The 21,828-nt window shown below is 68.9% G+C and carries 17 protein-coding genes; 15 read left to right on the forward strand and 2 right to left on the reverse strand.

The annotated features are described in order from the left end of the window. Positions 1-18: 18 nt before the first annotated feature. The 3 genes from AB6V31_RS06065 (at position 19) to AB6V31_RS06075 (ending at position 4,398) form a co-directional block, all read left to right on the forward strand. Entirely contained in the window at positions 19-1,419 is a 1,401-nt protein-coding gene (locus AB6V31_RS06065; protein WP_056226847.1) for an O-antigen ligase, read from the forward strand. 97 nt (positions 1,420-1,516) lie between these two features. After that, on the forward strand, positions 1,517-3,430 hold the full coding sequence (locus tag AB6V31_RS06070) for a glycosyltransferase (protein ID WP_369364604.1): 1,914 nt from the start codon (positions 1,517-1,519) through the stop codon (positions 3,428-3,430). After that, entirely contained in the window at positions 3,427-4,398 is a 972-nt protein-coding gene (locus AB6V31_RS06075; RefSeq protein WP_056226842.1) for a glycosyltransferase family 2 protein, read from the forward strand. The genes AB6V31_RS06070 and AB6V31_RS06075 overlap by 4 nt, the downstream gene beginning before the upstream one ends. Positions 4,399-4,503: 105 nt before the next feature. Here the strand turns inward: AB6V31_RS06075 and AB6V31_RS06080 are convergent, their stop codons facing one another. Both AB6V31_RS06080 and glf read right to left on the reverse strand, forming a co-directional pair. Continuing rightward, a complete protein-coding gene (locus AB6V31_RS06080) occupies positions 4,504-6,546 on the reverse strand; it encodes an acyltransferase family protein (RefSeq protein ID WP_369364605.1) in 2,043 nt (680 codons plus the stop codon). A gap of 7 nt (positions 6,547-6,553) precedes the next feature. Further along, a complete protein-coding gene (gene glf, locus AB6V31_RS06085; RefSeq protein ID WP_369364606.1) occupies positions 6,554-7,690 on the reverse strand; it encodes a UDP-galactopyranose mutase in 1,137 nt (378 codons plus the stop codon). Between the two features lie 149 nt (positions 7,691-7,839). Between glf and AB6V31_RS06090 the strand changes: the two genes are divergently transcribed. From AB6V31_RS06090 to AB6V31_RS06145, 12 genes are read left to right on the forward strand one after another with little or no spacing between them, the layout of a single operon-like run. Continuing rightward, positions 7,840-9,765 carry a DUF6541 family protein gene (locus AB6V31_RS06090; protein WP_369364607.1) on the forward strand — a complete coding sequence of 642 codons (1,926 nt, stop codon included), beginning with the start codon at positions 7,840-7,842 and terminating at the stop codon, positions 9,763-9,765. Further along, positions 9,766-10,962: a glycosyltransferase family 4 protein gene (locus AB6V31_RS06095; RefSeq protein WP_369364608.1), complete on the forward strand. Its 1,197-nt coding sequence runs from the start codon at positions 9,766-9,768 to the stop codon at positions 10,960-10,962. It begins immediately after the preceding gene. Beyond that, the gene (locus tag AB6V31_RS06100; protein WP_082450348.1) at positions 10,959-12,155 is read left to right on the forward strand and encodes a glycosyltransferase family 2 protein; all 1,197 of its coding nucleotides are present in this window, start codon (positions 10,959-10,961) and stop codon (positions 12,153-12,155) included. Before AB6V31_RS06095 ends, AB6V31_RS06100 begins: the two co-directional genes overlap by 4 nt. Further along, the gene (locus AB6V31_RS06105) at positions 12,155-13,282 is read left to right on the forward strand and encodes a glycosyltransferase family 4 protein (protein ID WP_369364609.1); all 1,128 of its coding nucleotides are present in this window, start codon (positions 12,155-12,157) and stop codon (positions 13,280-13,282) included. The genes AB6V31_RS06100 and AB6V31_RS06105 overlap by 1 nt, the downstream gene beginning before the upstream one ends. After that, positions 13,279-14,523: a lipopolysaccharide biosynthesis protein gene (locus tag AB6V31_RS06110; RefSeq protein ID WP_056226829.1), complete on the forward strand. Its 1,245-nt coding sequence runs from the start codon at positions 13,279-13,281 to the stop codon at positions 14,521-14,523. The genes AB6V31_RS06105 and AB6V31_RS06110 overlap by 4 nt, the downstream gene beginning before the upstream one ends. A gap of 37 nt (positions 14,524-14,560) precedes the next feature. Beyond that, entirely contained in the window at positions 14,561-15,622 is a 1,062-nt protein-coding gene (locus AB6V31_RS06115) for a glycosyltransferase family 4 protein (protein ID WP_369364610.1), read from the forward strand. 37 nt (positions 15,623-15,659) lie between these two features. Continuing rightward, the gene (locus tag AB6V31_RS06120) at positions 15,660-16,541 is read left to right on the forward strand and encodes a glycosyltransferase family 2 protein (RefSeq protein ID WP_369364612.1); all 882 of its coding nucleotides are present in this window, start codon (positions 15,660-15,662) and stop codon (positions 16,539-16,541) included. Between the two features lie 48 nt (positions 16,542-16,589). Continuing rightward, complete coding sequence (locus tag AB6V31_RS06125; protein ID WP_369364613.1) at positions 16,590-17,534, forward strand: UDP-glucuronic acid decarboxylase family protein; 945 nt, start codon at positions 16,590-16,592, stop codon at positions 17,532-17,534. Then, positions 17,531-18,421, forward strand: a complete 891-nt coding sequence (locus AB6V31_RS06130; protein ID WP_369364615.1) for a glycosyltransferase — start codon at positions 17,531-17,533, stop codon at positions 18,419-18,421. The genes AB6V31_RS06125 and AB6V31_RS06130 overlap by 4 nt, the downstream gene beginning before the upstream one ends. A gap of 43 nt (positions 18,422-18,464) precedes the next feature. Next, positions 18,465-19,601: an NAD-dependent epimerase/dehydratase family protein gene (locus tag AB6V31_RS06135; RefSeq protein ID WP_369364616.1), complete on the forward strand. Its 1,137-nt coding sequence runs from the start codon at positions 18,465-18,467 to the stop codon at positions 19,599-19,601. A 50-nt stretch (positions 19,602-19,651) separates the two neighbouring features. Next, positions 19,652-20,683, forward strand: coding sequence for an acyltransferase family protein (locus AB6V31_RS06140; RefSeq protein WP_369364617.1), 1,032 nt, complete (start codon positions 19,652-19,654; stop codon positions 20,681-20,683). Positions 20,684-20,697: 14 nt separating this feature from the next. After that, positions 20,698-21,795, forward strand: coding sequence for a glycosyltransferase family 4 protein (locus AB6V31_RS06145; protein WP_369364618.1), 1,098 nt, complete (start codon positions 20,698-20,700; stop codon positions 21,793-21,795). Positions 21,796-21,828: the final 33 nt, after the last annotated feature.

Consider the following 21,828-nt stretch of genomic DNA (forward strand, 5'->3'; position numbering starts at 1 on the left):
CGCTACCCTGAACAGACCATGGCGATGCACACGAATCACCCGGTGTCGGCGCTGCCGACGGCACCGGCGCGCGAGACGACCGGGCACCTGCTGCTCCGGGCCTGGTGCGTCCTCCTGCTCGTGCTCGCCCTCGGCGGTGTCGGCCTCGTACACGCCGTCGGACCGGCCGCGACCGCCGTGGTCGTGGCGGCCACCGCCGTCGTGTCGGCAGTCGTGTGGCTCGTGGTCCGCCCACCCCTCGCGGTCCGGCGACTGCCGTGGATCGCCGCCGGCTACCTCGTCTGGGCGACCGCATCGCTCGCATGGAGCGCGTGGCCCGCGGCATCCGTCCTGACTCTCCTTCTGCTGTGGATCACGACCTTCCAGGGACTGTTCGTCGGCGCCGTCCTCACCTGGAGGGATGTCGTGCGGGCGATTGCGTCCGCCGCGAAGTGGGTAGTCGGGCTCTCGCTCCTCTTCGAGATCGCGGTCGCTCTGATCGTCCGGGGACCGCTGCTCCCGGGATTCGCCGCGCCGACCGCAGGCGCGGATCCGGTCGCCCCCTGGTCCGACGGCGCCCTCCTCACGGGCGGCCGGATCCAGGGGATCTACGGCGACGCCGACCTGTTGGCGGCCGTCATGCTCGTCGCCATCATCGTCTTCGGCGTGCGGTTGGCGGCGGGGGCGCCTCGGCGGGCCCTGCTCATCGTGTGGATCGCGGTGGCCGGATTCCTCTTCGTCCGCGCCGCGTCGATCACCGCCGTCATCGCCGCGGCCTTCGTCGCGCTCGTGCTGGGGACCGTCCTGGTCATGCGGACGGCCAAGCGCCCCGGCGAGCGCACGCGGTGGTACCTGCTCTACGCCGCGATCGGGCTCGGTGGCGCGGCGGCGCTGTGGTTCGGGCGCGACACGATCTTCGAGATGCTGGGCCGCGGCGCCGACCTCACGGGTCGCGAGGGCATCTGGGCCGACGTGCTCACCCGGGCCGACCAGCATCCGTTCATCGGCTGGGGGTTCTCGACGCCGTGGATCACCACGGAGCCGCTCATCGACGGCTGGATCGTCGACCAGGGACAGACCGTCGCCCAGGCGCACGGCATGTGGCTCGACGCGTACCTGCAGCTCGGCGGGGTGGGCGTGGCACTGCTGGCGCTCGTGTACCTCGCCTACCTGTGGAGGTCGTGGTTCTTCGCCGTCGATCGCCCCCGGTGGGACCTGCGTGCCGACCGCCCGCACTCTCCCCTCACGCTCCTGCCGACCCTCGTCGGCGCCCTCCTCGTCGCGCAGGGACTGACCGACTCGGGCCCCCTGCTGCTGTGGGGCTGGATGTTCGTGGTCCTGTTCGGCGCGAAGATCAAGCAGACCCCGCTCGTGGGGGTCGGCCCGAGCGAACAGAGCATCTCGATCGAACGCGGCGAACTGCAGCGCCCCGCGCTCTGACCGGCAAGCGTCGGACGCTCAGGGTGGCGCGGAGAGCGCCCGGTAGACTTCCCGCTGGCCGTCCGCGGCCGCGGCTCCTCGACCGAAAGATCTCTTCGTGACGTACACCCTGCAGAACGCCGTGCTGCCGCTCGACCGCGACCCCGACCTCCTCCCGTTGTACGTCGACCCCGAGACGTGGTCGACCATCGACGAGGAACCGGTGCGGGTCACCAACGTCGCCCAGCTCAGCAACATCCTCGATCGCCACCGCGCCCGCATCGTCGCGGGTCGACGCGTGTCGTTCGGCACGTACTTCAACGCCTTCCCCGCCTCGTACTGGCAGCACTGGACGGCCGTGCGCCAGGTCCGCCTCACGGTGCACACCTCGGGCGACGCCACGGTGCTCGTGTACCGCTCGAACGGCGGCGGCACCAAGCAGCGCATCGAGACCCGTGAGGTGCGCGGCGATGCCGTCGCCACCTCGTTCGACCTCGTCCTCGATCAGTACAGCGACGGCGGCTGGATCTGGTTCGACGTCGCCGCCGACCGCGCGGACGCCATGTTCGAGGGCGCCGAATGGACCACCGAGCAAGAGCCGGTCCGCGGCGGCAAGGCGAGCATCGGCGTCACGACCTACAACAAACCCGACTACTGCGTCGAGACGCTGAAGGCCCTCGCCGACGCGCCCGACGTCCTCGACGTCGTCGACCGGGTGTTCATCATCGACCAGGGCACCGACCTGGTCGAGGCGCAGGACGCCTACCCGGAGGTGGCCGAGCGTCTCGGCGACACTCTCCAGGTGCTGCGTCAGCCCAACCTCGGCGGCTCCGGCGGCTTCGCCCGCGCCATGGTCGAGACCCTCGCCCGCGAGGGCAGCGACTTCGTGCAGCTGCTCGACGACGACGTGCGCATCGAGCCGGAGTCGATCCGCCGCTCCGTGGTGTTCGGACGGTACGCCTCGGTGCCCACGATCGTCGGCGCCCACATGTTCGACCTGCTCGACCGGCCCAAGCTGCACGCGTGGGCCGAGGTCGTCGACGACGCCCCCTTCATGTGGCGCGCGCTGTACCAGGAGCGCCTCCCCCACGACTTCAGCGTCGCCAACCTGCGCCAGAGCCCCCTGCTGCACATGCGGCTCGACGCCGACTACAACGGCTGGTGGATGTGCCTCATCCCCACCCGCATCCTGCGCGAGATCGGCCTGTCGCTCCCCGCCTTCATCAAGTGGGACGACGCGGAGTTCTGCGTCCGGGCTCGGGATGCCGGCTACCCCACGGTCTCCATGCCCGGTGTCGCGCTCTGGCACGTGTCGTGGCTGGGCAAGGACGACTCGATCGACTGGCAGGCGTACTTCCACGCGCGCAACCGCATCGTCGCCGCCCTCCTGCACTCGCGATCGTCGCTGGGCGGGACGCTCATCCGCCACAGCCGTCGCGTCGACCTCAAGCACCTCATGATGATGCAGTACTACCCCGTCGAGCTGCGTCACCGCGCCCTGCGCGACGTCCTGTCGGGTCCCGATCACATGCGCGCGAACCTCGCCACCGCCATGCCCGAGGCCCGGCTGGTGGCGAAGAAGCACGCCGAGACCGTCGTGCACAAGGACTCCGGCGTCCCGCTGCGCTCGCGTCGCGGCCGCCAGGTCTTCAAGCTGCTCAAGAAGCACGAGTTCGACAGCCCGACCGGCCTGTCGCTGCGCACCTTCACGGCGCGGACGCTGGTGTCGCACTGGTTCCACACCCCCAAGCCCGAGAACGTCGCGCAGCCCGAGGTCGAGTTCGGCAAGGGCGACGCGCACTGGTGGCGCGTGCCGCGCTTCGACAGCGCTCTCGTGAGCGCCGCCGACGGGTCGGGCAAGAACATCTACACGCGCGATCGCGCGATGTTCCGCCGCATGCTCATCGACAGCTGGAAGCTGCACCGCCGCCTCCAGCGCGAATGGCCCCGCCTGTCCCGTCAGTACCGCCGCGCCCTGCCCGACCTCGTCTCCGAGGCCAACTGGCGCGCGACCTTCGAGGAGCGTCCGTGACCACGGCCCCGTTCGACCCGAAGACCGCGACGATCGTCGTGGTCACCTACAACCGCACGCACCTGCTGACGCGGTTGCTTGAGAGCATCGAGCGCATGGACCCGGCGCCCGGTCGCCTCGTCGTGATCGACAACGCCTCGACCGACGACACGACCGCGGTGGTCGAGTCGTTCCGCGACCGCCTGCCCACCGAACTGGTCTACCGCCGCCTCGACACGAACACCGGTGGTTCCGGGGGCTTCAGCGAGGGCATGCGCGTCGCCTACGAACTCGGGTCCGAGTGGATCTGGCTCATGGACGACGACGTCGAGGTGGTCACCGACGGGCTCGCCCGCATGGGCCACTGGACCCCCCGCTTCCGCAGCATCCAGGGCCGCCGGTACGACTACGACGGCAGCGAGTTCTACTGGCAGTACCGGGTGGCCGAGTCGATGGCGATCCCCATCCCCTTCGCTCCGGCGGAGTTCGACGACTCCGGCTTCAAGCCGATGAACTCGGGCTGCTTCGAGGGCATGTTCATCCACCGCGACATCGTGGCCAAGATCGGCCTCCCCGATCCGCGCTTCTTCATCTACTGGGACGACCAGCTCTACGGGTGGTTGGCCTCGCGCCAGACGCCGTCGGTCATCGTGAACGAGTTCGTGCTGCGTCGCACGCGCGAGATCAAGCAGTGGGACATGGGCATCCGGCACATGAACGCCTCGAGCGACGCGTACCGGTACTACATCATGCGCAACCGCGCCTACCTGCAGAAGTACTACCGCGCGCTCGGCGTCTACCGCGCGCTGCCCTTCACCCTCGGGACGACGCTCACCTTCGTCAAGGAACTCATCCGCCTCGTCGTCGTCGAGCGCAAGATCACCGGCACGAGCCACCTCTTCCGCGGACTCCGCGACGGCCGGCGCATCCTGCACGACGCGTCGTGGAAGCCCATGCCGCCGCTGGAGCAGTCGCAGCCGGTCAGCTGAACCGATCGCGCGGCTCGACGCGGGGCACCACCCGCGGGGCCGCACGGCCGTCCGCCGAGACGGCAAGCGCACCCGTGATCGGCGGGCTCCGCCGCACCCCTCGGCTCAGCCGATCGTGACGGGGAGCTGCTCCGCCACCGACGGGCCGAGCGATCGCCCGTAGAGGCGGGTCAGGTGATTGTCGTCGCGGTAGACCGCGACGTTCCCGATCACGCCGACGCAAAGGTCGTCCGGGCAGATCCAGGGCGTCAGATCGACCAGTTGAAGCCCCGCACGATCGAGGTCATCGGCCGGATTCCGGTCGGCCAGCGACGCTGAACGCGGGACGGCGCAGTCGAGCGGGTCGCCCGCCTCGATCACGCAGTCGTACATGTTGAAGGCGAAGCGTGGGTTGTCGCGGAAACCGAGCACTTCGACTTCGGCACCCTCCATCCGGTCGAGGAACCGCTCGATCCCCGGACGCAGGCGCTCGTCGTCCTCACCGGCATCCGACCGCGTCACGACGGTCATCGCCGCGTCGGGCCGAACCTGCTCGACGAGCTGGATGGCCGCTTCGCGCCACCCGTCGCACCGCTCATCCATCCCCGGCTCGTCGAGACCCATCGAGCACCCGCCCTTGATGAGGAACACCACGCCCCAGCCGTTGGCCTCGGCCACGGGCCGGAGGGCACTCGTCATCTGCTGGGAGTGGGAGTCGCCGATGACGACGACGGTCTGGCGGGCTCCGGGTGTTTCACTGGTCTCGGAACAGGTCCCGCGCAGCGCTTCAACATCGGTCGCCCACTCGCCCGTGCACTCGCGGTCCAGGAGCATCCACTCGTCGTCGAGCAGTGTCGGAAGCGGAAGCAGCGGGGCATCCGCCGCGGGCATGGGAAGCGAAGGGTCGCGCAGAACGGCCGCTCCCGGGTTCGTCTGCAGGGCACGCGCCTCGATGGCCCGCTCCTGCGCCCAGGTCGACGTCTGCCAGGCCCCGACGGGCACGGCGACGACGGCGGCAGCGACGGTGAGCACCGCCACCGGCACGAGGACCGAGGGGTCACTCCGTCGCCAGGCGCGGACGGGACGGTCGACGGCCCACGTCAGAAGACGAGCGAGCAGCAGCGAGAGCGCGATGATCCCCGCCCCGCCGACCAGGCCCACCTCGGTGCGGCCGTTGACGATGAGGAAGGTGACCAGGATCGGCCAGTGGACCAGGTACAGGGCGTACGCGTCGCGACCGATCGCCTGCAGCGGTCGTGAAGAGAGCAGCGCGGCGAGGGAGAACCGGCCGGTCTCGCCCGAGCCCGACACGACGATCGCCGCGGCGCACAGCACGGGCCACAGCGCGAGGAACCCGGGGAACCCGCCCTGGACGTCGAGCACGGCGCCGAGGACGAGCAGGCCGGCCAGCCCGGCCCATCCCACGAGCGTGCGCGCCACCCTCCCGAGACGCACGTGGGGCAGGGCGACGACCAGCAGCGACCCCGCGGCGAACTCCCACAGCCGCGCCCCCGTGTCGAAGTACGCCAGCTGCTGAGCCGAGGCGGTGCGGACGACGGAGTAGACGAACGAGATCGCGAACACCGCGCCGAAGACCACACCGACCACGCGGTCGGGCGACCATCCGCGACGTCGGACCACGACCTGGCAGCCCCAGAGCAGGAGCACCCACAGCACGAAGGCCTGCCCCTGCACCGACATCGACCAGAAATGCTGGAGCGGGCTCGGGACGTCGGTGCGGGCGTAGTAGTCCACCGACTCGGATGCCAGCAGCCAGTTCTGCACGTACCCGAGCGATGCCCACGCCTGCTCGGCGACCGAACGCCGCATCGCCTCGGGATACACCGCCCACACCACGGCCAGGATGCCGACCAGGGTCACGGCCGCCGCCGGGAGCAGGCGGCGGAACACACCGAGCAGGTGTCGGATTGGACGGACCGGAGCCGGGCCCGCCATCCGACGGACGAATCCGCGGGTGAGGAAGAACGCCGAGAGCATCAAGAAGACGTCGACGCCGCCCGAGACCCGCCCGAACCAGACGTGGTACGACACCACCAGGAGGATCGCGACGGCGCGCAGACCGTCGATGTCGCGACGGTACGCCCAACGCCCCTCCGCCGGCCGCTCGACGGGCACGGGACGGGTGGGCGACCCGAGGGTCAGATGCACGACGACGTCACGCGAGCTGGTTGTTCCACATCGAGAGGGCGGAACCGATCGCCATGTGCATGTCGAGGTACTGGTACGTGCCGAGGCGACCGCCGAAGTGCACGTCCCGCTCCCCCTTGGTCAGCTCGCGGTAAGCGAGCAGGCCGGCGCGATCGTCGGCGGTGTTGACCGGGTAGTACGGCTCGTCCGCGCGCGTCGCGAAGCGCGAGTACTCGCGCACGACGACCGTCTTGTCGGTCGGGTAGCGGTCGGCACGCTCGGGGTGGAAGTGCTTGAACTCATGGATGCGGGTGTACGGCACGTCGGCGTCGGCGTAATTCATCACGCTGGTGCCCTGGAAGTCGCCGATCGGCAGGACCTCCTGCTCGAAGTCGAGCGTGCGCCACGACAGCTCGCCCTCGGCGTAGTCGAAGTAGCGGTCCACCGGTCCGGTGTAGACCACGGGCACCTGCCCGACGGTCGCCTTCTTGTTCAGCGGCTGCGACTCGTCGAAGTAGTCGGTCGAGAGCTTCACGTCGATGTTCGGGTGATCCGCCATGCGCTCCAACCAGGCGGTGTAGCCGTCGACGGGGAGGCCCTCCCACGTGTCGTTGAAGTAGCGGTTGTCGTAGGTGTAGCGGACGGGCAGTCGCGAGATCACCTCGGCGGGCAGATCCTTCGGGTCGGTCTGCCACTGCTTCGCGGTGTAATCGCGGATGAACGCCTCGTACAGGGGGCGGCCGATCAGGGCGATCCCGCGCTCTTCGAGGTTGGCGGCATCCTTCGCCTCGAACTCCCCCGCGAGCTCGTGCACGAGCGCACGGGCCTGGTCGGGGGTGTAGGCGGCCTGGAAGAACTGGTTGATGGTGCCGAGGTTGATCGGCAGGGGGAAGACCACGTTCTTATGCGTCGTGTACACGCGGTGCACGTAGTTCGTGAACTGGGTGAAACGGTTGACGTACTCCCACACCGTCGGGTTGGAGGTGTGGAAGAGGTGGGAACCGTACTGGTGCACCTCGATGCCCGTTTCGGGCTCGTTCGCCGAGTAGGCGTTTCCGCCGATGTGATGACGACGGTCGATGACGGTCACCTTGCGACCCGCGGCGGCCGCGCGCTCGGCGATGGTGAGGCCGAAGAAGCCGGAGCCGACGATGAGGAGGTCCATGCAGAGAGGCATCTTTCGTGTCGACGGGTGCGCGAGGACGGAAGCCGCGCTCTCCCAGTCTAAACGGGCACCCCGCCGGGGCCTTCAGGGGCGGGTCAGCGACCGTCCGTTAGCATGGCTGACTGTCGTCGAGCGAGAAATGGGAGTGCATGAGCGATTCCTGGTCGGTGATCGTGATGCCGTTGATCGTCTCGATCCTCGCACTCACCGTCCCCGGAATCCTGGTTCTCGCGGCCGGATGGGGCGTGAGGCGCCTGCGCATCCTCGCCCTCGCGCCGGTCGTGTCGATCGCGCTCCTGGGCGTCTCCGCGACCATCGCCCCGATCGTCGGCCTCGGCTGGTCACCGCTGCCGCTGCTGATCCTGTCGGTCGTCGCGGCGGCCGCCGCGTACGGCCTGCGGCGCTGGGTCGGCCCTGAGGTCGAGGATCGCACGCCGCGCCGCGTCGCGATCGGCGGCTCGCTCGCGCTCGTCGTCGCCGCGGTGGTGATCGCGCTCCAGCTGGCATACGTGTTCGGCGCCCCCTCCAACATCTCGCAGACGTTCGATGCGATCGTTCACCTGAACACCGTGGCGTTCGCCGTGGACACCCACGACGCCTCGGCCTTCCACATCGGCGCCACCAGCGACATCGGCTTCTATCCGAACGGCTGGCACACCGTGGCGGCGCTCGCCGCCGAGGTGACGGGCGTCTCGGTCCCCGTCGCCGTCAACGCGGCGAACATCGCCCTCGGCGCCGTCGCGTGGCCGCTCTCGGTCGTCGCGCTGAGCACTGCGCTGCTCTCGGAACGCCTCGCCGTCGCCGTGAGCTCGGCAGCCCTGGCGACCGGTTTCGGCGCCTTCCCGATCCTCCTGATGTACTTCGGCGTCCTCTACCCGAATGCCATGGGGTACGCCGTCCTCCCCGGCGGCGTCGCCGTGGTCGTGCACCTGCTTCGATCCCGCGGTCTTCCGGCTCTCGTCCGTGCGGGCGTGCTCCTGTTGGTCGCCTCCGCCGGCGTCGGCCTGTCGCACCCGAACGCTTTCCTCGGGATGGTGGCTCTCGGCGCCTCCATCGCCACGGTCCAGCTGGTCACGGACGCCCTCGCGCACCGGAGTCGCCGCCGCTGGATCACCGTGGGCGTCATCCTGCTCGGCATCCTGCTCGTCCTGGTGTTCCTGTGGCGGTTCTCTCGGACGAACACAGAGATGTCGCGCTGGGCCCCCTGGCAGAGCACCGCCCAATCCATCGGCGAAGCCCTCCTGCTCTCGCCGCACGGCTACACGATCACCATCACCGTGTCGGTCCTGGTGATCACCGGCCTCGTGACGATTCTCCGCACGCCCCGACTCCTCGTCGTGGCCGCCCCGATGGCGGTGGCGTCGGTCCTGTTCGTGCTCGTCTCGGGAACGGCCGTCGGCAACCCGATCCGCGAGATGTTGACCAACCCCTGGTACAACGACTCGTTCCGGCTCGCCGCCCTGCTTCCCGCCGCCGGTATCCCCGTCGCGGTGCTCGGTGCGGTGACGATCTGGGAACTCGCCTCGCGGGCGCTGCGCGCGCGGTCGTCGCGGCGATCGCTGCAGGTCGCGCTCGCGGTCGTCGGCGTGCTCGTCGTCTTCTCGGTCGGAGCGAGCCCGAACATCATCCGGGCCGCCCAGGAGGCGCGCGGCGCCTACGCGTTGACGCCGACCTCTCCGTTGTTGACCTCCGACGAGGAAGCCCTGTTGGAGCGCCTCCCCGAGACGACGCCGCAGGACGCGCTCATCGCCGGAAGCCCCTGGACGGGTACCTCCTTGGCGTACGCGATCGGCGACCGTGAGGTCCTGCGCAAGCATGTGTTTGGAACGTTCGGCCCCTATGAGGAGCTGCTGAACAACGACCTGCGCGACATCGAGTCCGACCCGCGGGTCTGCGAGGCGGTCGACCGCCTCGGCATCGACTACGTGCTCGACTTCGGCTCGCAGAACGTCTGGAACAACCCCGGCGTGGGACTCGACCGCAAGGGTCTGTACGACCTCACCCCCTCGCAGCACCTCGTGCTCGTCGACTCCCAGGGGCCGAGCGCCCGGCTCTTCCGTATCGAGGGGTGCTGAGTGGAGCGCTCTTCGACGGTCGCCGTCGCCTACGACTGCCTCTTCCCCTTCACCACGGGCGGCGGCGAGCGCCAATACCGCGCCACGGCCGAGGTACTCGGCGACCTGGGCTTCGAGGTCGACTACCTCACCTCGCGGCAATGGGACGGCGAGACCCCCACGGAGGGACGCTTCCGCGTCCTTTCGATCACCCCTCGCCTGTCGCTGTACGACGACCGGGGCGTGCGGCGCATCCCGGCGGCTCTCCGCTTCGCCGCCTCGCTCTTCACTTCCCTGGTGCGCCGGCGCCGCCGATACGCCGCCGTGATCGTCAGCGGACTGCCGATCTTCAACGTCTTCGCTGCGCGCCTCGCCCTTCTCGGATCGGGGACCGCGCTCGTCATCGACTACCTCGAGGTGTGGCATCGCCGCCAGTGGGTCGAGTACGCGGGACCCGTCACGGGAACGATCGCCTGGGCGCTGCAGCGCGCCGCCGTCGCGATCACACCGGTGGCCACGTGCCACTCGCAGTTGACCGCCGACCGGCTGCGTCGCGAGGGCCTGCGTCGAGCGCCCCTCGTGAGCCCTGGTTTGATCGACGGTGCGGTGAAGGTGGCCGAGCCCGGCCCGGCGGCCCGCCCGCCCTACGTCCTTTACGCCGGCCGACACATCCCCGACAAGCGCGTGGACGTCCTCCCCGCCGCGATCGCCGCGGCCCGCGAGCACATCCCCGACCTGCGCCTCGTGATCCTCGGCACCGGTCCCAGCTCCGAAGCCGTCCGGGCCGAAGTCCGCCGCGTGGGCGGGGAGTCGTGGACCGACTTCCCCGGCTTCGTGTCCGAGGCCGAGCTGGACCGCCTCATGCACGGCGCCCTCGCCCTCGCGAACCCCTCGCGCCGCGAGGGGTACGGTCTCGTCGTCGTCGAGGCGAACGCGCACGGCACCCCCGTCGTCCTCGTCGCGGACGAGGGCAACGCGGCCACCGAACTCATCGAAGACGGCGTCAACGGCGTCGTCTCGCCCACCACTCGACCCGCCGACCTCGCCCGGGCCATCCGGGACGTCGCCGACGGAGGTGACGACCTGCGCCGCTCTTCGCGCGCCTGGTACGACACCGCCGTCGGCACCCGAACCATCCGCCGCACCGTGGAAGGCATCCTCTCGGCACTGCCGCTGCCGAGCCCCGCCACGGTGAAGACGAAAGAAGACAGCCCGTGACAACTCCCGCACCGTCCGACCTCGAGTTGACGATCCTCATGCCCTGCCTCAACGAGGTGGAGACGCTGGAGGTCTGCATCCGCAAGGCGCAGGGCTTCCTCGAGCGCAGCGGCATCCAGGGTGAGATCCTCATCTCCGACAACGGGAGCACGGACGGCTCGCAGGCCCTCGCCGAGGGTCTCGGTGCGCGGGTCTCGCACGCCCCGCGCCGTGGCTACGGTGCCGCGCTCATCAACGGCATCGAGACGGCCCGCGGTCGGTACATCATCATGGCGGACGCCGACGACAGCTACGACTTCGAGAACCTCGAGCCGTTCGTCGAGCGCCTGCGCGCGGGCGCCGACCTCGTCATGGGCAACCGGTTCCGCGGCGGCATCGAGCCGGGTGCCATGCCCCCGCTGCACAAGTACCTCGGCAACCCGGTGCTCTCGTTCATCGGCGAGCTGTTCTTCAAGCCGGGCATCCGCGACTTCCACTGCGGCCTGCGCGGCTTTAACCGCGCGCGCATCCGCGAGCTCGACCTGCAGACCACGGGAATGGAGTTCGCCTCCGAGATGGTGGTGCGCGCCTCGCTGGCCCGCTTCCGCATCGAAGAGGTGCCGACGACACTTAAGAAGGACGGGCGCTCGCGTCCGCCGCACCTGCGCAGCTGGCACGACGGGTGGCGCCACCTCCGCTTCCTCCTGCTGTTCGCCCCCCGGTGGCTCTTCGTCTACCCGGGGCTGGTCGCCTTCTTCCTCGGCGCGATCGCGGTGGGGGTGCTCGCCTTCGGCGGCATCCGCGTCGGGGGCGTGGGCTTCGACGTCACGACCATGGTCTACGCGAGCGCCCTGTGCGTGATCGGGTTCCAATCCTTGCTGTTCTTCTGGTTGACCAAGCTGTACGCCACCCAGGAAGGGTTCCTGCCCACGAGCGAGAGATACCGACGCATCGTGGCGAAGTGGTCGGCCGAGCGCGGCCTGTTGATCGGTGTGGGTCTGTTCTTCCTCGGCATCATCATCGGCATCGTCCAGGTGGCCCTGTGGGGCAGCCTCGACTTCGGTGCGCAGAATGCCGCGCAGGCCGTGCGCATCGCCGTGCCGAGCGCGTTGTTGATCATCCTCGGTTTCCAGACGGCGATGATGAGCTTCTTCTCGGGCGTGCTGACCACGCCCCGGCGCGAGCAGCGCCCCGAAGCCGTCATCGAGAGCTAATGGCCGCGCGCCGCGTCCTCGTCGACCTCCTGGGATTCACCGGCTCGCGCGGGGGCACCGAGACCTACGTCCGCGAGCTGCTCCCCCGCATCGCCGATCTTCTGCCCGACACGCGCTTCGCCGCGCTCACCGGGCGCGATGGCACCGACCGCGTGTCGGCGTTCTTCCCCGGCCACGTGCAGACGGTGTCGTGGGTGGGTTCCGACCCGGCGACGTGGGCTCTGGGCGCGGTCGCGGCGACCGATCTGCTCGCTCGGCGGGGGCGCGCCGATCTCGTGTGGGCGCCGGCGAACTTCGGTCCCGTCTTCCGCGGAGTCCCCCGGGTCGTCACCGTGCACGACGCGATCTACGACGAGGTGCCCGGCGGTCTCGCCCAGCGGGCGCAGCGGAGTGCGACCTCGCTCCTCATGCGTCGCTCGGCGCAGACGGCCGACCGAGTCGTGACGGTCTCGCACGCCGCCGCCGACAGCATCGGGCGCTTCCTCGGCGTTCCCGCCTCGCGTATCGCGGTCGTGCACAACGGCAGCTCGGAGCCGGCTCCGGTCGCCGCACCGGGCGGCGTCCTGTCGGCTCTGGCCCTGCCCGCGGATCGCCCGGTCGTGCTGAGCGTCGGCAACCGCATGCCGCATAAGAACTTCCCGGGGCTGCTCCGCGCCCTCGCGAGCATCGCACCCGCCGAACGCCCCGTGACCGTCATCGCCGGCAGCAAGCTGCCCGACCCGCTCGCCGACGACGTCGCCCGGCTGGACCTGGAGCGCGACGTGATCCTGCCCGGCTGGGTCAGCGACGAGCAGCTCGAAGCGCTCTATCAGCGCGCCGATCTCTACGTCTGCCCGTCTCTCGCCGAGGGGTTCGGTCTGCCGGTGGTCGATGCGCTGCGCCGACGCGTTCCCGTTCTCGCCCACGATGTCCCCGTCCTGCGGGAAGTCGGTGGCGACGCTGCCCGCTACGCCGATGCCCGGGATGCCGACACCTTCGGCGCCGCGATCACGGCGGCGCTGCGGGCCCCCGTCGATGACGTCGCGCGGGCGGACGCGCAGCGGTGGGCGTCGCGGTTCACGTGGGATGCCGCCGCCGAGGCGACCGCGGGAGTGCTCGACTCCGTCGCTGCGGGAGCTCGACGGTGACCGCCGCGCCCTCCATGAAGCGGCGGCTGCTCGGCTTCCTGCTCATTCCCGCGATCGCGGCGCTCTCGCCGCTGATCGCTCTTCCGGCCGTGACCGCCATCGCCGGTCCATCCGGGTGGGCGAGCGCGATCGCGGGCGAGTCCATCGGCACCTTCGCGGCCATCGCGATCGGCTGGGGGTGGGCCACCGTCGGACCGGCCCTCATCTCGATCGCCGGCGACGACGACGAGCGGGCCCGCCTGTACCGGGAATCGATCGCCGTGCGCCTGTCGATCTCGGTGATCGCGCTTCCCGCGCTCGCCGTCATCTGCTGGTTCGTCGCGTCGCCCGGTTCGGAATGGCTCACCATCCTGATGGGCATGCAGGGCGCGCTGATCGCTCTGTCGTTCACCTGGTTCTGCGCGGGCGTCGGCGACCCTCGCACGATCGTGATCTTCGACGCCGCGCCTCGCCTTCTGGCGAACCTCGCGGCGGCCGGTCTGGTCCTGACCACCGGGGTCGTGGTCCTCTACCCGCTCGCGGGCATCGTGGTCACCCTCGTCGGCACCTCGATCTTCACGGTGCGGTTGCTGCGGCGGCATCCGGGATCCTGGCCCCGCGTGCGCGACCTGCCTCGCCTCCTCCGGGCGAACCTCGCCGTCGCATTGAACGACGCGGGCCTGAGCGGATACTCGAGCGTTCCGGCCCCGGTGGTCAACGTCACCGCGATCCCGTCCGCTGCGGCCGGGTACGCGACGGCCGACAAGATGCTCAAGCTCGGGCAGTTCATCCCGATGACGCTCGCCAACGCACTGCAGGCCTGGGTGGGCGAGGCGCACGGGCACCACCGCGGGCGTCGCATGAGCATGTCGATCGGGCTGGCGGCAGTCGCCGGTCTGCTGGGGTGGGCGGGCTTGGCGCTGGTCGGCCCCTGGCTGACCCAGACGTTCCTGCCCGCCGCTCCCGCTCCCTTCGACATCCTGTTCGTCATGGGCCTGGTGTTCTTCTTCTTCTCCGTCCGCACCGCCGTGGCCCGCCTGGTGCTCTTCCCCGCCGGGCAGGCATCGGCGGTCATGCGCGCGACGCTGCTCGCCACGGCCGCAGGAATCCCCCTCATGATCGGCCTCGGCATCGCCTGGGGCCCGATCGGCGCGGCCCTCGGCTACGCGTTCACCGAGGGAGCCGCCGCTCTCCTGCTCACCCGCCGCTGCCTGCGCGTGCTGCACGACCTGCGCCACACCCCCGCCGAGGCCGCGGCGTGAGCCCTCACGCTGCACGCCCCCACGAAAGGACCGCGCGATGACCATCGCCGTCAACGGCCGCTTCCTCATCGACTCCTTCGGCGGAGTGCGACGCTTCGCGACCGAGCTGACCCACCACCTCGCCGAGTCCCGCGACGACATCGTGCTGCTGGTTCCGGCGTCAGCCGACACCTCCAGCGTGGAGGGGATCCGCACCGAGACGGTCGGGCGCCTCGCGGGGCCCGCGTGGGAGCAGCTCGAGCTGCCGCGCTGGCTGCGGCGGCACGGATCGCCACTGCTGCTCAACCTGGCGAACATCGCGCCGATGACGTACCGCCACCAGATCACCGTTCTGCACGACATCGCCCCCGCCATCCGCCCGCAGGACTTCACGCTTCCGTTCCGCCTCCAGTGGCAGCTCGCGGTCCGTTTCGGCATGCTCCGTCGCGGGCAGCGCCTCGTCACCGTCAGCCACGCCTCGCAGCGAGAGATCGCCGAGCGGTTCGGGGTGGACCCCACCGCGATCGAGGTCGTCTACGAGGGGGCGGACAGCCTGCCGCTCATTCCGCGGCAGACGCCGCCCGGCGAGCGCCGCACGCGCGTGGTCGCCTTCGGACGCCACGGGGCCGCCAAGAACACCCGCGCCGTGATCGACGCCCTCGCCCTCCTGCCCGCGTCATCCGACGTCGACGTGGAGTTCGTGGGCAACCTCGACCCCGAGCTGGAGCCCCACGCCGCGTCTCGGGGCGTTGCGCCGGCGAGGATCCGCTGGACCGGCCCGGTGAGCGACGACGAGCTCGCGGCCGCCTTCGCCCGGGCGGACGCGTTCGTGTGGCCGTCGCTGCACGAGGGCTTCGGGCTGCCTCCCCTCGAGGCGCAGCGGCTGGGTGCTCCGGTCCTGGCATCCGACATCCCCATCAACCGTGAGATCCTCGGCGATTCCGCGCGGTACTTCGCGCCCACGCAGCCGGAGGAACTGGCATCCCTCCTCTCGGAGATCTCCGACTCCCCCGCGCTTCGCGAGACCCTGTCGGAGGCGAGCCTCGCCAACGCGGAACGCTTCACATGGGATGCCACGACCACCGCCTGGAACCGGATCATCGACCGCGAGGCGCGCTGATTCCCGCACCGGGCTCCCCGACAGGCAGAATCGTCTGGTGAACATCGGATTCGTCGTGACGACCCTGGGTCGCTTGGACCCCCTCCGCGCCCTCCTCACCTCCCTCGAGGGGCAGCTGCGCGACGGCGACCACGTCGTCCTCGTCGCGCAGGGGGCGCAGGACGAGGTCGCGACCCTCGCCGCGGAGTTCGCCGAGCGCGGCGTCGCCGTGTCGGCCACGACCTCCGGACGGGGTGCGTCCCTCGGCCGCAACACCGGGGTGGCGGCCCTCCCCGCCGGTGAAGCCATCGTGACCTTCCCGAACGACAACACGACCTACCCGGCGGGAACCGTGGCCGCCCTGCACGACGCCGTCGACGACGCAACCTTCCGCGCCGGGGGGTTCACCTCGTGGGACGAGCGCGGCCCCAAGACGACGCTGCCCGAGCCGGGCACCCCTCTCGACAAGTACAACGTGTGGTCGGTGATCGAGATGGGGATCCTGATGCGTCGGTCCCTCTTCGACGCCGTCGGCGGTTTCGACGAGCGGATGGGACCGGGGGCCTCGACACCGTGGCAGGTCGCCGAAGGAACCGACCTTCTGCTGCGCGCCCTGGCGCACGAGCCGGGTCTCGTCCGCGACTTCCGATGGCTGCCGGCATCCGTCCACGTCGACGGGATCTCGACGGGATTCGGTCTCGGGGCAGCCGAGCGTCGCCGCAAGCTCCGCGCCTACGGTCGCGGCACGGGCCGTGCGTTCGCCGTGCACGGCTACCCCCTGTGGTGGCGGGCGGCGTTCACCGGCGCTGGTCTGCTCTACGGCGTCCGCAACCCCCGGCCGATCACTGTCCTGGACGGCTGGCCCATGTTCGTAGGGCGTCTCGAGGGCGCGCTGGGGAGGACGTTCGGGCAGGCCCGGATGGTGTCGACCACCCGCTGATCGGGTCCTTCCCCGGGCACCGCCGACCCCCGCTGATAGGGTGGGGAAGTGTCATCCAGAGTTCTGATCACCGGCGGAGCCGGCTTCATCGGGTCCCATTTGTCGGAACGCCTCCTCGCCGAGGGCAACGAGGTCATCTGCGTCGACAACTTCTTCACGGGTTCCCGCCGCAACGTCGAGCACCTCTTCGACAACCCGCGTTTCGAGCTGATGCGTCACGACGTGACCTTCCCGCTCTACGTCGAGGTCGACCAGATCTACAACCTGGCGTGCCCCGCCTCCCCCGTGCACTACCAGCACGACCCGGTGCAGACCACCAAGACGAGCGTCATGGGTGCGATCAACATGCTCGGTCTCGCCAAGCGCCTCCGTGTGCCGATCCTGCAGGCCTCGACCTCCGAGGTCTACGGCGACCCCGCCGTTCACCCGCAGACCGAGGACTACTGGGGCAACGTGAACCCCATCGGCACCCGCTCCTGCTACGACGAGGGAAAGCGCGCCGCCGAGACGCTCTTCTTCGACTACCGGCGCCAGCACGACCTGTCGATCAAGGTCATCCGCATCTTCAACACCTACGGCCCGCGCATGCACCCCAACGACGGCCGAGTCGTGTCGAACTTCATCGTGCAGGCCCTGCGCGGAGAACCGATCACCATCTACGGTGACGGCTCGCAGACGCGCTCGTTCTGCTTCGTCGACGACCTCGTCGACGGCATGGTGCGCCTGATGAACACCGACCACTCGGTGACCGGCCCGATCAACGTCGGCAACCCGGGCGAGTTCACCATGCTCGAGCTCGCGAACGCCGTGCTCGAGATCACGGGCAGCACCTCGACCATCGAACACCGGGAACTGCCTCAGGACGATCCCAAGCAGCGCCAGCCCAACATCGACCTCGCCCGTCGCGAGCTCGGCTGGGAGCCGACGATCGCCCTGCGCGCGGGCCTCGAGCGGACGGTGGAGTACTTCCGCGGGGTGCTCGCCTCGGCATGACGATCGAGATCTTCGTCCCCTTCTGGGGCGACCCCGAATTGCTTTACGCGACAGTCGAATCGGTGCGCCAACAGGATAATTCGGACTGGCGTCTGATCGTCATCGATGATTGTTATCCCGATGAGTCGGTCGGAGCGCACTTCGACGGAATTGATGACGCTCGCATCTCGTACACGCGCAACACGACCAATCTCGGGATCACCGAGAACTACCGGGAGGCGATCCGACGCGCGACGACCGAGCACATCGTCATTCTCGGTTGCGACGATCTTCTGCATCCCTCCTACCTCGACGTCGTCGCACGGACCATCGAGGCGGTGCCGACGGCTGACGTGATCCAGCCCGGAGTCGATGTGATCGATGAGACCGGTGCAATCGTTCGGCCACTGGTGGATCGTGTCAAGCAGGGGATCCTGGCTCCGCGCGGTGGGCAGGGTGTCGCGGTTCTCACCGGCGAACAGATGGCGACCAGCCTGATCCGAGGGGATTGGCTGTACTGGCCGTCGCTTGTCTTCCGGACCGAGGCGCTCCGACACTTCGACTTTCGAGATGGGCTGCCGATCATCCAGGATTTGGCTCTCCTCATGGACATCGCGTTCGACGGCGGCACGCTCGCCTTCTCCCCCACCGTCTGCTTCTCATACCGTCGACACGGTGGCAGCGCGTCTCAGAAGACTCTGCTGGACGGGCGTCGGTTCCGCGACGAACGCACGTACTACGCCCTCGCGCGACAGATCGCCCACGCCAAGGGGTGGCGTCGAACGGAGCGCGCAGCTCGACTTCGCCTGATGTCGCGGTTGCACGGCATCGCCGAGCTGCCCGGTGTCCTGCGGCACGGAAATCGTGCCGGGCTAGAATCAACTGTCGCGCACATCTTCGCGATCTGACCGTGGCCCCCCGCGGCCGCCCCGCACACCAGGAGTTTCCCGAATGCCCGATCACGTCTTGATCACCGGCGGAGCGGGCTTCATCGGCACGCGCCTCGCTCGCCGCTTCGTCTCCGCCGGCTTCCGCGTGAGCGTCCTGGACTCTCTCATCGAGCAGGTCCACGGTCCCGATCCGGAGCGCACGTCACCGCTGCTCGCTTCCCTCGACGGCGTCGCCGAGGTGCATCGCGGTTCGGTGACATCCACGGCAGACCTCCGTCGAGCCCTCGTCGACGTGGACATCGTCATCCACCTCGCCGCCGAGACCGGCACGGGGCAGTCCATGTACGAGATCGATCGCTATGTGGCCGCGAACGTCGGGGGCACCGCGAAGTTGCTCGACCTGCTCACCAACGAGCCGCACAGCGTGCGGCGGATCGTCGTGGCCTCCTCCCGATCGATCTACGGTGAGGGCGCCTACCGCGCCGAGGACGGAAGCGTCGTCTACCCACCGCACCGGTCCGACGAAGCCATGGCCGGGGGGGATTTCGATGTGCACTTGCCTGGACGCGACCCGCTGACTTTGGTGCCCACCGATGAGACCGCGAAGCTGCACCCCTCTTCGGTGTACGGAATCACGAAGCAGATGCAGGAATCACTCGTCTTGACCGTCGCTCCCACGATCGGCGTCGAGGCGGTTTCCCTGCGCTACCAGAATGTGTACGGGCCAGGACAGTCACTGAAGAATCCGTACACCGGAATCCTTTCGATCTTCTCGACGCTCATACGGCAGGGCAAAGAGATCAACATCTTCGAAGACGGCGAGGAAAGCCGAGATTTCGTCTTCATCGACGACGTGGTGGAGTCGACGTTCCGCGCGTCGACCGTTCCCGCCGCGGCGGGCGGAGTCTTCAACGTCGGCTCTGGCGAGGCTACGACGGTGACGCAGGTCGTGGAGGCCCTCATGGCCGCCTTCGACGTGAGAGTGCCGACACGGATCACGGGGAACTATCGACTAGGCGACATCCGGCACAACGTCGCCGACACCACCCGTCTCCGCGAGATCGTGGGATACACGCCGCGAGTGAGTTTCGCCGAGGGGGTTCGGAAATTCGTCGAATGGGTGCTCACTGAGCCCGTCGAAGGTGATTCGTACCAACGGTCGCTCGACGAGATGGCATCCCGGAACCTCCTGAAGTGAGGATGTCCCGGGCACTTCGGGGGCATGCCTTCCCCTATCGCCGGAATTCCTTGAACCTCTTCCGACTGGTGTTGGCCGCCACCGTCCTTTTCGCGCATGCGTGGTACATCGCCGGGCGCGGCGTCGGCCCTGCCCTGCACGGCGAGAATCTCGGCGGGTGGGCTGTCGCCGGGTTCTTCGTCCTGAGCGGCTTCCTGATCACCCGGAGTCGTCTCCGCACCGCGGCGGGAGAGTATCTCCTCCACCGCGTAATGCGAATCTATCCGGCGTTCCTCGTCTGCCTTCTCGTGACCGTCTTGATCTTCGCTCCGGTCTCGCTTCTCCTGAGCAACGGATCACTGGCCGGGTATCTCTCCACCGCGCCCTCGCCGGCGCAATACGTGTGGGGGAATCTCGGGCTGCAGATCACGCAGTACGACATCGGCGCGACGCTCGACAGCGTTCCCTATCCGAACGCGTGGAACGGTTCCCTCTGGACCCTCTATTTCGAGTTCCTCTGTTACCTCACCGTGTGGGTGCTGGGGGGATGGGCGTTCTTCCGCCGCTCAATCGTGCCCGCGGCGACGCTGTTCGTGCTGTCCGTGCTCGTCTGGGCGAACATCTCGGTGGCGACGACCCTCGGGCTCGATCAGAATTTCGTGCTCTTCTTCAAACTCCTCCCGTTCTTCCTCGGCGGAGCGGTGGCGCACTTCGTCATCGACCGAGCAGGGATCAACACGATCGTCGGGATTCTCTCCCTCGCCGTATCGCTGTCGCTCATCGTGTTCGTGCCGGTGTGGGGAGGACAGATCGCCGCGCCGTTCCTCGCCTACGGGTTGCTTTTCCTGTCGTCAGTGATCCCCCAGCCCAGCCTCATTGCTCGAAACGACATCTCCTACGGCTTCTACATCTACGCGTGGCCGGTGCAACAACTCGTCGTCCTCGTCGGGGGCCATCGCGCCGGGATGGCCGTCTACATCGGCGTCACCGTCGTCATCACAGCCATTCTCGCGACCGCAAGTTGGTGGGCGGTGGAGCGTCCGAGCATGCGCGCCGTCCGCAAGATCCGGCCCTCCGCAGAGCCCGTGGCTCACAACAGCTGATCGGAACACATCCCATGGCACGAATCTTCGTCGACCTGTTGTCTCTTACTGGGACCAAAGGCGGGATGGAGACGTACGCTCGCGAACTCTACAAAGAGCTCGGCCGTCTCGCTCCTCAGCACGAGTACGTGGGTTACTTCAGCACGGAAGGATGGAAGCTCGATCGGTCCTGGTTTCCGGGACGAACCATCGCGTCCGGCATCAGCGGCGAGAATCGGTTCGCGTGGGCGTGGGGAGAGCTCACGTGCGGGCGCGCCGCTCGCGCTGCGGGCGCAGATCTCTTGCATTCACCGATGACGCTCGGACCGGCGCGCACCCGGATGCCTGCCGTGATCTCGATGCACGACATGCTCTACTGGAGCCACCCCCAGTTCATGTCGACGCCGATGTACACCCAACCGGTGAAACTGATGGAACGTCTGGCCGCACGTAACGCGACCCGCGTACTCACCATCAGCGAGGAGTCCCGACGGGCCATCCTGCGCTACCTCAAGGTGCCCGCTTCTCGTGTGGATCTCGTTCCACTGGCGGGAACAGCCGTGCCCGGTGCTGATCGCTCCCGCGCCGGCGAAAATGGGCCGATGGTTCTCGCCACCGGCAACCGTCGTCCTCACAAGAACTGGCCGTCGCTGATCCGCGCACTCCCTCTCGTCCCTGAGGCACATCGTCCGCGCGTCATCGTGACGGGGAGCCACGGTGCCGACCCGTTGGCCGACGTCGTCGCCGAAACGGGGATGGAGGAATGGGTCGAGCTCAAATCGTGGGTCAGTGATGAGGAGATGCGCGACCTGTACTCCACGGCCACCGTTCTCGCGATGCCGTCATTCGCGGATGGGTTCTCCCTGCCCGCGCTCGAGGCCATGATGGCAGGGTTGCCCGTGATGATCAGCGACATCCCGGTCTATCGGGAAGTCGTGGGAGACATCGCCCTCTTCATCGACCCGAACGACCTGCAGTCGATCGCGGATGCCATGATCACGGCCTCCACGCGACCGGACGTTCTCGCCGATCTCTCCGCGCGGGGGCCCGCGCGTGCAGCTCAGTTCTCGTGGGAGCGCACCGCTCGCGGCACGCTCGACAGCTTCGAGAAAGCACTCTCGGAACGGCGTTGATCGTCTCGCTCACCTGATCCCGTTCGGGAGTGA

This window comes from Microbacterium sp. 16-032 (assembly GCF_041079455.1).
Lineage (GTDB): Bacteria > Actinomycetota > Actinomycetes > Actinomycetales > Microbacteriaceae > Microbacterium > Microbacterium testaceum_A.